The following is a 12,061-nucleotide window of genomic DNA, read 5'->3' on the forward strand; positions in this document are numbered from 1 at the left end:
TCACCCCGACCGTCGCCGGTCCCGGCTGGCGCGGTGAAGGGCGAAGGTCCGGTGCCGCAGGGGCCGAATGGCTTGTCCGGCTCGACCGTCAGACCTCGGGTACGGAACCGCTGGTCAACCGGCTAGGCACTGCCATTCATGCGCGCATGACACCACGATGCATGCGCGCATGACTCGCGCCGTTGTGGTGTCCGCCCCCGGTCAGCGCCTGCTAGCCGACCGGCAGCGCGGCGGCAGCCGGTAAGCGGCGGTCACCGGTAGGATTCCTCGATGCCGGTGGCCCAACTCGAGCTGACGTACCGTCGGCTGGCCCGCGCGGCGCTGGGTACGGCGGTGGTCTTCGCCGTGAGCGGCGCGCTCCTCGGGACCTGGGTGTCCCGGCTGCCGGCGACCCGTGACCGCCTGCACGCCAGCCCCGCGGAGCTGGGCCTGGCCCTGCTCGCGCCCGGGGTGGGTTCGCTGGTCTCCATGCCGTCGACCGGGTGGCTGTGCCGGCGCTTCGGCAGCCGTGCCACGGTGGCCGCCTTCGCCCTGCCCTGCTGCGTGGCCGTCTTCGGCATGTCGGTGGTGCCGTCGCTGGCCACGCTCGCCGTCGCGCTTTTCGTGTGGGGCATGCTCTTCGGCGCCTGGGACGTGTCGATGAACGTACAGGGCAGCGCGGTCGAGCAGCGGGCCGGCCGGGCCTGGATGCCGCGCTACCACGCCTCCTGGAGCGCCGGCGGCATCGCGGGCGCCGCGGCGGGCGGCCTGGCCGCGCGGGCGGCGGTACCCGTACCGCTGCACTTCGCCCTGGCCGCGGGCGTCGGTGTGGTGCTGGTGGCCGGCGCTCTCCGGTTCTACATCCCGGACCGCGAGACCGGGCCGCCGGCGGAATCCGGCAAGCGGGGAGCGTGGTCGACGGTCCTGACCCGGCGGGTCGTCGCGATCGGCCTCATCACCCTGTGCGGCGTGACGGTCGAGGGCGCGGCGGCGGACTGGCTCGCGCTGTACCTCGTCGACGAGCGGCGCAGCGGCGAGGCTCTGGGCGCCGTCGGCTACGCGGTCTTCGCGTTCGCGATGGCCGCCGGGCGGTTCGTCGGTACCCCGATCATGGAACGGCTGGGCCGCCACGGCGCCGTGCGCGCCGGCGGGCTGGTGATCGCTGCCGGCGTGGCCGTGACGGTGTTCGGTCCGGGGCTGCCGCTGGCGTACCTCGGCACCGTGCTCTGGGCGCTCGGCGTCTGCCTGATCTTCCCCGCCGCGATGAGCGCCGCCGGGGAGTCGCCCGGGCGCCCGACCGACGCAATCGCCGCGGTCTCCGCCGTCGGGTACGCGGGGATCCTCACCGGGCCGCCGGTCATCGGCATCCTCGCCGACCACGTGGGCATCGGGCGGGCGCTGCTCGTACTCTTCGTGCTGGCCGCCGCCATCTGCGCCTTCGCGCCGGCGGTACGCGTCCGTCAATGAGGTTTGGTGAATGTCACCCCGGGGGAGTATCCGTCGGGTGACGACGCAGAGCGCGCGTACCCCTGCCCGCATCACCCTCACCGTCATCGGGCTGGTGCTGATCACCCTGCTCGGCCTGTTTCTCGTGTACGAGACGCGCCGGGTCCTGACCTGGATCGTCATCGCCGCGTTCTTCGCCACGGCACTGCACCCGGCGGTGACCCGGTTCGAGCGCCGGGTCACCTGGATGCGGCGATGGCTGTCCACCCTGCTGGTCTTCCTGGCGGTGTTCCTCGTCCTGGCCGGGCTGGCGGCGTTGTTCGTGGCGCCGCTGATCAGGGAGGCGAGCCACTTCGTCGACCAGCTTCCGGCCATCATCCGCGACACCCGTGCCGGCCGCGGCCCGCTGGGCGGGCTGCTCAACCGGTTCCATCTGCGCGAGTACGCCGAGCAGCACAGCGAGCAGATCCGTGACTATCTCAGCGGGCTCGGCACGCCCACGCTGGCCTTCCTGCGCGGCGCGGCCACCACCGTCGCCGGAATCCTCACCATCTTCGTGCTGTCGTACCTGATGGTGCTCCAGGCCCCGCGGCTGGTCGACGGGTTCCTCTCGCTGTTCGAACCGTCGCGCGCCGAGCGCATCCAGCGCGTCGGCCGCGAGTGCGCCCGTACGATCACCGGCTACCTCACCGGGAACCTGCTGATCAGCGTGATCTGTGGGGCGTTGACCTACGTGGTGCTGCTGGTGATGGGGGTGCCGTTCGCGGGGCTCATCGCGCTCTTCGTGGCGATCGCCGATCTGATCCCCCTCGTCGGCGCGACGCTCGGCGCGGTCGTCGCGACGCTCGCGGCGTTCTTCCAATCGCTGACGGCCGGCATCGTCGTCATCGTGTTCTTCATCGTGTACCAGCAGTTGGAGAACCACCTGCTGCAGCCGGTGATCCTGTCCCGCACGGTGCAGCTCGACCCGCTGACGGTAGTGGTCAGCATCCTGATCGCCACCGAGCTGGCCGGCCTCCTGGGCGCCCTGCTGGCGATCCCGGTCGCCGCGATGATCCAGATCGTCGTACGGGACGTGTGGCGGGAGCGGCGGGCACGGCGTACACCTCCGGCAGGCGCGGAGCCGCCGGGTGCGGAGTCTCCCGAGCCGGCCGGGCCGTCCCCGGCGCCGCAGGTGGCCGCCCGGCCGGGGCGCGCGGCCCCTCGTACACCCTGAATGAGACCCCCCGCCTCAATTGGGGGTTCACCTGCGCAGGTGGGCGACGCTAGGTTGTCTTCCGGATGGACGAGACGGCCCCGCATGCGATGGGCGACCGGCGTGACCCCGAAGCCGGCCGCGCGATCGACGGTGGCCATCCACCGTTCGTAGCGAGGTGGCCGGTCGGGCCGGCAGCCGACGTAGTCCGTTCGGAGGCGCCCGAACGCGCGCGAATGCGCGGTGTCTCACACCGTCGGTCCGCCGACATGATCGCCGGTTTAGAGTGGGCGCGGGCGACGGTGACGTTCGGTGAAACGGGCGTTACCAGGGGCGTATATAGATCGTTTCTTCCGCTGAAGCGACGATCTTGCTGCAACGTATACATCGAACGCGCAGGCGTCCGTGGTCGGGCGCCGTTGTTGACGGTGCGCAACCTCGCTCGAACGGGTGGAGCCGGACCCGTCGAGCCAGCCGGAAATGACCACCAACGGGGGCGTGGCGCGAACCCGACCGCGATCCGGCAGCGTGGCCGGGCAGGGGACGGAGCGGACGATGATGGACGAGCTGCCGATCGGGCGCCGCGTCGCGTACTGGCGCGGCCGGCGCAAGATGTCGCAGCAGGTGTTCGCTGACCGGCTCGGGAAGTCGAAGAGCTGGGTCGACAAGGTGGAACGGGGGGTCCGCCGGCTCGACAAGTTCTCCGTGGTCTATGAGATCGCCGACGTCCTCCAGGTCGACGTGCAGTTCCTGCTGGGCAAGGAGCCGGAGCGGCGAGCGGACGGCACCGGCGTCCCCGACCAGGTCGAGGTCGAGGAGATCCGGGCAGCGCTGGAGCGGTACGACCAGATCAGCGCGTTCTTCCACGCCCCGCCCGAGCCGCCGCTGCTGGAGCAGCTGCACAAGGCCGTCAACCACGCCTGGCTGACCTACCAGCACGCCAAGTGCGGCATGCTCACGCGGGTGCTGCCCAAGCTGCTCCGGGACGCCCAGGCCGCGGACACCGCGTACGCCGGTACCGAACGGTCCCCTACCGCCGCGCACCTGTTGGCGCAGGTCTACCAGCTCGCCTCCTCGACGCTGCGGAAGCTGGGGGAGAACGAGCTGTCGTGGCTCGCCGCCGACCGCGCCATCGCCGCGGCGCAGCGCTCCGGCGACCCGCTGCTCGCCGGCGTCGCCACGTACCGGGTCGCGCTCTCCCTGCTGGCACTCGGCCGGGCCCGCCCCGCGCTCGAGGTCAACGTCAACGTCGCCAACCGGCTGGCTCCCGGCACCGACGGCAAGCCCACCACCCCGGAACGGCTCTCGGTGTACGGGATGCTGCTGCTCCAGGGAGCCATCGCGGCGGCGCGGATCGGCGACACCGCCTCGGTACGGGACCTGCTCGCCGGTGCCGACGAGGCGGCCCGCGCGCTCGGTGGCGACCACAACCACTACTGGACCTCGTTCGGCCCCACCAATGTGCAGCTGCACCGGGCGGCCGCCGCCGTCGAGCTGGGCGAGGGCAAACTCGCGGTGGAGACGCACCACCAGATCGACCCGTACGGCTTCGGCGCCCTGCTGCCCGAGCGGCGCGCCCACCACTTCCTCGACCTCGCCCGCGGGTACGCCCAGGCCGGCGACGTCGAGGGCGCCAGCGAGATGCTGCTGGAGGGCGACCGGCTGGCGCCGTCGGAGATCCGCTGCCGCCCCGTCGCCCGCGAGGTCCTGACCGACGTACTGCGCCGTACCCGGGGAACCCCGCCCACGCCGATCGCCGAGCTGGCCGAGAACATGGGCGTCGCGGCGTAACGTCCGTGCCATTGATGGAAGCCGACACAGTCTCCGGGCATGATGCTCGCGTGAGCGATGTCGTACGGCCCCGTCTCCTCTACGCCATCGTCTGCGGATCCCCGCCGGCCGGTGACGTCGGCCGGCTGGTCGAGCTGGTCCAGGGGCGGGGCTGGGAGGTCTGCGTCGTCTGTACCCCGGACGCGCTGAAATTCGTCGACGTGCCCAGGCTGGCCGAGCAGACCGGGTACCCGGTGCGCGCGCACTTCAAGAACCCGGGCGACCCGGACGTGCTGCCGCCCCCGTCGGCCATCGTCGCCGCGCCGGCCACCGTCAACACCATCAACAAGCTCGCCGCCGGCATCGCCGACACCCTCGCCCTCGGGCTGATGGTCGAGGCGATCGGGCGCGGGCTGCCGATCGTCGCCGTGCCCTACACGAACGCGGCCATGGCAGCCCACCCCGCGTTCGGCGAGAGCGTCGCCAAGCTGCGCTCGTGGGGCGTCACCCTGCTGTACGGTGACGACGTCATCCCGCCGCACCAGCCGGGTACCGGCACGGCCCGCCGGAATACGTTCCCGTGGCACCTCGCCGTCGAGGCGCTGCCGGCGTGACCGCACCGCTTCCGGCTCTGTCGCGCCGGGCCGGCGACGCACGTCGCCGGTCTTCGTCGCGCTGCGCTGACCGCCACCGTCGATTGGGGTAGCCTCGCCGCCGTGACCGTCGCCCAATCGCCCACCGTGACCGATGTCGTGGCCGTCCTCGAGGAGCACTACCCACCGGCCTGGGCGGAGGAGTGGGACCGGGTCGGCCTCGTCCTCGGTGAGCCGGAGGCACCGGTCCGGCGGATCCTGTGCGTCGTGGACTGCGTACCGGAGACGGTCGAGGAGGCCGTCGCCGTCGACGCGCAGATGATCGTGGCGCACCATCCGCTGCTGCTGCGCGGTGTGTCGTCGATCGCGCCCACCACGTACAAGGGTCGGCTGATCCACCGGCTCATCCGGGCCGGGATCGCGCTGTACACCGCGCACACCAACGCCGACGTCGCCAACCCCGGCGTCTCCGACGCGCTCGCCACCCGCCTGGGCCTCGTGGACCTGCGGCCGCTGCGGCCCGCGACCGGCCTCGCCGCCGGCTCCGGTCGCGGCACCGGCCGCGTCGGCCGGCTGCCCCACCCCGTCACGCTGGCCGAGCTGACCGAGCTGGCCGCGCGGGCACTGCCGCCGACCGCGTGGGGGGTGCGAGCCGCGGGGACGCCGGGGCGGAAGGTTACGACCGTGGCGGTGTGCGGCGGTGCGGGAGACGGCTTCCTCGGCGATGCCGTGGCCGCCGGTGTCGACGCGTACCTGACCGCGGACCTGCGCCACCACCCCGCCAGCGAGTACGTGGCCGAGGGCGGTCCGGCGTTGCTGGACGCGGCCCACTGGGCCACCGAGCGACCCTGGCTCGACGACCTCGCCACCCACCTGTGCGGCGCGCTGGGTGTGGAGACGCTCGTGTCCGACCTCGACACCGACCCCTGGACGATCCACGCCCGCTCGACCACCGCGCAGCGCGAGCCGACGCCGCGAGCCGACGATACCGAGGAGCACAGCCGATGAAGGCCGATCCGCAAGCCCAGCGACGCCTGCTCGACCTGCAGGCCATCGACACGTCGCTGGCGCAGCTGGCACACAAGCGCAAGACCCTGCCGGAGCACGCGGAGCTGGACCGGATGGCCCGTGAGCTGTCCGCGCTGGAGGACGAGCGGGTACGGGTACAGGTGGGCGTCGACGACCTCGACCGCGACATCGCGCGGATGGAGAAGGACGTCGAGCAGGTGCGCGTCCGCGCAGCCAAGGACCAGTCGCGGCTGGACGTCGGTACCGGCCCGGCCCGGGAACTTCAGGCGCTCCAGCACGAGCTGGAGACCCTGGCCCGCCGGCAGGGTGAGCTGGAGGACGCCGAGCTGGAGCTGATGGAGCAGCGCGAGTCGGCGCAGGGCGTGCTCGACGAGGTCGCGCAGCGGCTGACGGCGCTGCGCGAGCAGCGCGACGAGGTGCAGCGGCGCCGTGACGAGACGCTGTCGGAGATCGGCCGGGAGGAGGAGTTCCGCCGTTCGGGACGGGCTCCGCTGGCGGGGGACCTGCCGTCCGACCTGATCCAGCTGTACGAGCGGATCCGCGAACAGACCGGCCTGGGCGCCGCGCTGCTGCGCGGCGGCCGGTGCGGTGGGTGCCGGCTCGACCTGTCCGGAAGCGAGCGGGCCCGGCTGAGGGCCGCGCCCGCCGACGAGGTGGTCCGCTGCGAGGAGTGCGGCCGGATCATGGTTCGTACCGAGGAGTCCGGTCTGTGAAGGTGATCGTCGAAGCCGACGGTGGCTCGCGGGGCAACCCGGGTACGGCCGGGTACGGAGCGGTCGTACTGGACGCCGAGACCGGCGAGCTTCTGGCGGAGCGGATGGGCGCCCTGGGCATCGCGACCAACAACGTCGCGGAGTACCAGGGCCTGATCGCCGGTCTGACCGCCGCCGCCGAGCTGGGCGCCGACGAGGTCGAGGCCCGGATGGACTCCAAGCTCGTCGTGGAGCAGATGTCGGGCCGTTGGCAGATCAAGCACCCGGGCCTGCGGCCGCTCGCCGCGCAGGCGGCCAATCTGGTACGCCGGTTCAAGTCCGTGAAGTTCACCTGGATACCGCGGGAGCGCAACAAGCGGGCCGACGCCCTCGCCAACAGGGCGATGGACGGCAAGTCCGCGCCCGAGGAGCCCGCCCCGGCCACGCCACCGCGCAAGGTCGCCGGGCCCGACTCGCCCGGACGCGCCGCGGCACGCGCGGCCGCCGCCTCGGCGTCCACCCGTACCGAGGTGACGGCCCCGGTCTCGTCCTGGGTGCCACCGACGGCCCCGGCCACGCGACTGGTCCTGGTCCGGCACGGCGAGACCGAGTACACCGCGCGCAAGCTGTACTCCGGTCGGGGCGAGGCGGCGCTGACCCAGCGTGGTCTCGCGCAGGCGCGGGCGGCGGCCGAGCGGGTGGGGCCGGTGGCCGCCGTCGTCACCTCGCCGCTGAGCCGGTGCTCCCGTACCGCCGCGCTGATCGCCGAGGCGGCCGGTGGCGTACCGGTACGCGTCGAGCCCGACCTGGTCGAGTGCGACTTCGGCGCCTGGGAGGGGCTCAGCTTCGCGCAGGTGCAGGAGGGCTGGCCGGACCAGATGCGGGCGTGGCTGGCGTCCCCGGCGGTCGCGCCGCCGGACGGTGAGTCCTTCGACGAGGTCGCGCTGCGGGTGAACCGGGCGGTGGAGCGGCTACGCGCCGAATACCCCGGTGAGCGTGTCGCCGTCGTCAGCCACGTGTCACCGATCAAACTGATCCTGCGGGACGCGCTCGCCGCCGGCCCGGCTTTCCTGCACCGCTGCTACCTCGAGCCCGCCGGTTTGTCTAGTGTGGACTACTGGCCGGACGGGGGGATCGCCGTACGATCCGTGAACGAGACCGCCCATCTGCGCGGGATCACCTGACGCGAAAGGTGTGACCATGCCCAGCCACGCCGGCCTCGACTGCTGCGCGTCGGGTCGTGACCGGGGTTCGTGGGACCGCTGGATCCGCGACACGGTCGCCGAGGTGGGCTGGGCGGTCGTGTCGGTCAGCGGCGAGACGCCGTACGCCTTCACGATCGGCGTCTGGCACTCGTACGAGCTGCCGGAACTGGGCATGTTCGGGCTGCGTGAGCAGGACATGCAGACCTGGCTCAACAACTGCGTCCGCCTGCTGCGCTGCCGGGAGCCGGTGGCCGACGGCGAGCCCTTCACCGGTGTTCTCGACCGGTTCCCGGTGCAGACCCGCTCGATCCACCCGTCGTGGTACCGGTCGCTGTTCCCCACGATCGGCGGCTACTACGGCACCTTCGAGGTGCCGGTACGGCAGCTGGTGTGGCCGGACCGCGACGGGCGCTGGCCGTGGGACCCGGCGGCGACCCTGACCTGTCGGGAGCGCCAGCCGTCGGCGTGGGTACCGCTGGCGGAGCACCCGGAAGGTGCCTGGCGGCTGATGGGGGAGTTGTCGGCGGACTGGCCGTTTGAGTACCTGGAGCCGGACAGCACCGTGATGGCCTCGGCGGAGGTGGTGGCCGGCACGCTGCCGATAGTGGCGGTCACCCACGACGCCGACGGCGGATGGGACTTCCTCGACGAGCGCGGGTACGCCGACGAAGCCGCCGGCTGGGTGCACTTCGGGAAGCTGTACCAGGCGCAGCCGTGGCTCGCCCGGTTCGTGGCCATGGAGCCGGACAGCCAGGCGTGGCTGGACGCCGACGGGCAGTGGCACACCCGTCGCTTCAGCGCGGGAAGCTAGGCACCTGTGGTCGGTGTCGCACCGGCACGGCTTCGTCGCCCCGACCCGCGTTAGTACGCACGGAGGAGCAGGTACGTGCCGATCACGCCGGCGAACGCGACGATCATCGCGCGCAGCACCGGCGCCGGCAGCCGGCGGGCGAGGCGGGCGCCGACGTACCCGCCGGTCACGGTCGCCGGGGCGAGGATCGCGACGTCGGCCCAGTCGACCGGACCGAACAGCGCGAACACCACGAGCGTGACGAAGCCGACCAGGGCCGAGAGGGCGTTCTTCAGGGCGCTGACCCGGGCCAGGCTGGTCGCGAGCACCAGCCCCAGCGCCGCGACGAACATGACGCCCAGGGCTGCGCCGAAGTAGCCGCCGTACACCGAGCCGAGCAGCACCATGCCGTGCAGCGTCAGGAGCCGTCGCCCGGGCGGCATCTCGTGCGGGTGGCCGACGACCTTCCGGAGCCTGTTCTGGAAAGCCAGGATCACGCCCGCGCCGAGGACCAGGAACGGCACCACCTTGTCGAACGCGCGAGCCGGCGTGGCCAGCAGCAGCGCGCACCCGGCGGCCGTACCCACGATCGCGGTGGGCGCGAGGGCGAGGAGCCGACGGCCGCCGTGCTGCTTGTCCTCGGCGGCGAGGTCCGCGAGGTCGTGGCGGCTGCCGACGACGCTGCTGATGTAGCCGGGGAAGACGGCGATCGAGTTGGTCACGTTGGCCGCCACCGTCGGGAGGCCCGTCGCCACCAGCGCGGGGAACGTGACGAGCGATCCGCCGCCGGCAATGGCGTTGACCGTGCCGGCGGCGAGGCCGGCGATCAGCAGGAGCGCGATGTGTGCGGCAGTCATGGTGCCGCCAGGCTAGCCCCAATTCATGATCCTGAACACTTTGTGGCGGTATGAACCGGCCCACGGGGGAAGGGATCATGGGAAGCGACAACGCGTCGGCGGCGTTAGTACCATTGACGTGCGACGGACGAGTCGACCGGGCGGCCGCGTCAACGCAGCTTTCAGCTTCGTTGCCGAGGAACGTCCGGGCTCCACAGGGCAGGGTGGTTGTTAACGGCAACCCGGGGCGACCCGCGGGAAAGTGCCACAGAAAACAGACCGCCTCGCGGCCCACGGGCCACGAGGTAAGGGTGAAACGGTGGAGTAAGAGCCCACCAGCACCCCGGGTGACCGGGGTGGCTCGGTAAACCCCACCCGGAGCAAGGCCAAGAGGGTCGCCGCACCGCGGCGACCTGCGCAGGCGTTCGAGGGCTGCCCGCCCGATGCCTGCGGGTAGGCCGCTAGAGCCTGCCGGCGACGGCAGGCCGAGATGGATGGCCGCCGGCCCGCGGAAGCGGGTCACAGGACCCGGCGTACAGGTCGACTCGTCCGTCGCGCCCCTGCTCGCCTACTCGATGTCAGTGGTTCGCTTCGACGCTTGAGGGTATGCGTCCAATTTGCCGACCAGACGAGAGGCGCGATCGTCATGGTGACCACCGACGAGGTGCTGCCATACCTCAATACCGTGGATTTCCCGGCAACCAGGGACGACATCGTCCGTGAGGCCGCGAAGCTGGGTGCCCCGGAAGGCGTGCTCAAGGCATTGCGCGGCATGCCGCCGGTTGACTACCACAACAAGGAAGAGGTTCTTCGTTCGGCGAAGACCGAAATCGCGGAGGAGACTCCGGCGGAGAAGGCCGCGAAGGCACGGGACCGCAAGCATCAGCGGGTGGCCGAGTACCTGCGCAGGCCGTAGTTCCCCCGAGTTCCGGGAGTTTTCCCGCAGTCGGCGGACCGGCGGCGCCCGGCCCGTACGCCTTCGCACCAGCCGAATCGATCACGCGGATCGGTGCGCAGCTCAGCGGCTATCCGCGACGCATTCGCAATCGTGCCCGTGACCCTATCGGCGATGCAGTCGGCGATGTTCTCTCAAGCACCGCAGGCGCAGGTCGGGCACTCGATCTGACGGCCGCGCGGAGCGTAATTGCCCTTGGGATCCGGCTCCATCACAGCGGATGTACCGCAAAAATCGAGGCCTGCCCGGCCGCCCGAGGCGGGCGTTTCGTCAGCCGGATTCCGGGCATCACCATGGTGCCCCGGTGTCACCCGGATGGGTCTACTGTGGATTCTCTTGGGTAAATTTATAGGAATCGGTAGCGAGAGGCCGATATGCGGTGCACAGTGATGACATGAGCAGCAGCGGTGCGAAGCAGTACTACTGGTGCCTTTTGCATCACCGCGTCGAGACCGAGGAGAACGCCTGCGCCGCGGTCGACCGACTCGGGCCGTATGGATCGGCGGGAGAAGCCGAACGTGCGCTCGATCGAGTACGAGAACGAAACGAGACTTGGGATGCGGAGGACGCCCGCTGGAGCGGAGATGAGGCGTAGACGCGCGGAAGCAGCGCTCTCGCCGACCGACCGGCGGCAGTCTCCGACAAGGGGGAAAAGACGATGGCCGTAGCAACCAAGGCCACCACTCGACCGGCTGCCAAACGCGCGGCTGGTGCCAGTACGACCAAGAGCACGGGTACCAGGGCCGCGGCCGGCAAGGAGGGAGCGGCCAAGAGCGCCGCCGCGCCGACCGCCGCGAAGGCCCGCGCGAAGAAGACGACGACCACCAAGGCAGCCGGCGCGAAGGCGACCGGGGCGGCCGCGAAGAAGACCGCAGCGCCGGCGAAGTCGGCCGGTACCGCGAAGGCCGCGGCCGCGAAGAAGACCGCCGCGCCGGCGAAGTCGGCCGGTACCGCGAAGGCCGCGGCCGCGAAGCGGCCGGTGGCCGCGCAGGCCACCGGCGCCCGTCGGACCACGACGGCCTCGGCCGTGCGCGGCACGGGTACCGCACGGAAAACGGCTCCCGCCACGAAGTCGACCGCAAGGACGGCTCCGGCGAAGAAGGCCGCCACGAGCAGAAGCGCCACGGGTACCGCCCGCAAGACGGCGACCGCCGCTTCGACGCGTGGTACCGCCGGGACACGGGCGACCGCTGCGGCGAAGAAGACGGCCGCTCCCAAGAAGACGACCGCCGCCGCGCGGTCGACGGCGAAGACGGCTCCGGCGAAGACGGCGGCGGCGCGGGTGACCGGGCCGCGCAAGACGACGGCGAAGACGGCCCCGGCCAAGACGACCGCGACGAGGGCTCGGGCCACCGCGGCCACCACTGCCCGGACGACCGCAGCCAAGAAGGCGCCCACGACGGCTCCGGCTCGCAAGACCGCGACCACTGCTGCCGCTCGTAAGACGGCCGCTCCGGCTCGGGCTACCGCGGCCACCACTGCCCGGACGACCGCAGCCAAGAAGGCTCCGGCTCGCAAGACCGCGACCACTGCTGCCGCTCGGAAGACGGCCGCTCCGGCTCGCAAGACCG

General features: G+C 71.8%; 12 protein-coding genes and 1 other RNA gene. 12 read left to right on the plus strand and 1 reads right to left on the minus strand.

What is annotated here, in order from left to right; genetic code table 11:
- Positions 1–270: 270 nt before the first annotated feature.
- The 8 genes from Pme01_RS07520 (at position 271) to Pme01_RS07555 (ending at position 8,720) form a co-directional block, all read left to right on the plus strand.
- Entirely contained in the window at positions 271–1,446 is a 1,176-nt protein-coding gene (locus Pme01_RS07520) for an MFS transporter (RefSeq protein WP_168117308.1), read from the plus strand.
- 37 nt (positions 1,447–1,483) lie between these two features.
- On the plus strand, positions 1,484–2,641 hold the full coding sequence (locus Pme01_RS07525) for an AI-2E family transporter (RefSeq protein WP_239088071.1): 1,158 nt from the start codon (positions 1,484–1,486) through the stop codon (positions 2,639–2,641).
- Positions 2,642–3,178: 537 nt separating this feature from the next.
- The gene (locus tag Pme01_RS07530; protein ID WP_168117326.1) at positions 3,179–4,411 is read left to right on the plus strand and encodes a helix-turn-helix domain-containing protein; all 1,233 of its coding nucleotides are present in this window, start codon (positions 3,179–3,181) and stop codon (positions 4,409–4,411) included.
- A 14-nt stretch (positions 4,412–4,425) separates the two neighbouring features.
- Positions 4,426–5,004 carry a flavoprotein gene (locus Pme01_RS07535; RefSeq protein WP_168117310.1) on the plus strand — a complete coding sequence of 193 codons (579 nt, stop codon included), beginning with the start codon at positions 4,426–4,428 and terminating at the stop codon, positions 5,002–5,004.
- Positions 5,005–5,106: 102 nt separating this feature from the next.
- Positions 5,107–5,991, plus strand: coding sequence for a Nif3-like dinuclear metal center hexameric protein (locus tag Pme01_RS07540; protein WP_168117311.1), 885 nt, complete (start codon positions 5,107–5,109; stop codon positions 5,989–5,991).
- Positions 5,988–6,725: a zinc ribbon domain-containing protein gene (locus tag Pme01_RS07545; RefSeq protein WP_168117312.1), complete on the plus strand. Its 738-nt coding sequence runs from the start codon at positions 5,988–5,990 to the stop codon at positions 6,723–6,725. The genes Pme01_RS07540 and Pme01_RS07545 overlap by 4 nt, the downstream gene beginning before the upstream one ends.
- Positions 6,722–7,888: a bifunctional RNase H/acid phosphatase gene (locus Pme01_RS07550; protein ID WP_373315467.1), complete on the plus strand. Its 1,167-nt coding sequence runs from the start codon at positions 6,722–6,724 to the stop codon at positions 7,886–7,888. The genes Pme01_RS07545 and Pme01_RS07550 overlap by 4 nt, the downstream gene beginning before the upstream one ends.
- Positions 7,889–7,904: 16 nt before the next feature.
- Positions 7,905–8,720 (plus strand): DUF4262 domain-containing protein, encoded by an 816-nt coding sequence (locus tag Pme01_RS07555; protein ID WP_168117313.1) that lies wholly within the window; start codon positions 7,905–7,907, stop codon positions 8,718–8,720.
- Positions 8,721–8,770: 50 nt separating this feature from the next.
- Here the strand turns inward: Pme01_RS07555 and Pme01_RS07560 are convergent, their stop codons facing one another.
- Positions 8,771–9,556: a sulfite exporter TauE/SafE family protein gene (locus Pme01_RS07560; protein ID WP_168117314.1), complete on the minus strand. Its 786-nt coding sequence runs from the start codon at positions 9,554–9,556 to the stop codon at positions 8,771–8,773.
- Positions 9,557–9,684: 128 nt separating this feature from the next.
- Between Pme01_RS07560 and rnpB the strand changes: the two genes are divergently transcribed.
- The 4 genes from rnpB to Pme01_RS07580 form a co-directional block, all read left to right on the plus strand.
- An RNA gene (gene rnpB, locus Pme01_RS07565) (RNase P RNA component class A) lies at positions 9,685–10,087 on the plus strand.
- A 94-nt stretch (positions 10,088–10,181) separates the two neighbouring features.
- On the plus strand, positions 10,182–10,451 hold the full coding sequence (locus Pme01_RS07570; RefSeq protein WP_168117315.1) for a DUF2795 domain-containing protein: 270 nt from the start codon (positions 10,182–10,184) through the stop codon (positions 10,449–10,451).
- Positions 10,452–10,884: 433 nt separating this feature from the next.
- Complete coding sequence (locus tag Pme01_RS07575; protein WP_168117316.1) at positions 10,885–11,085, plus strand: hypothetical protein; 201 nt, start codon at positions 10,885–10,887, stop codon at positions 11,083–11,085.
- 63 nt (positions 11,086–11,148) lie between these two features.
- Positions 11,149–12,061, plus strand: a 913-nt coding sequence (locus Pme01_RS07580) for a hypothetical protein (protein WP_203935485.1), incomplete at its 3' end; no start/stop codon positions are given.

The organism is Planosporangium mesophilum (assembly GCF_016863255.1).
GTDB lineage: Bacteria > Actinomycetota > Actinomycetes > Mycobacteriales > Micromonosporaceae > Planosporangium > Planosporangium mesophilum.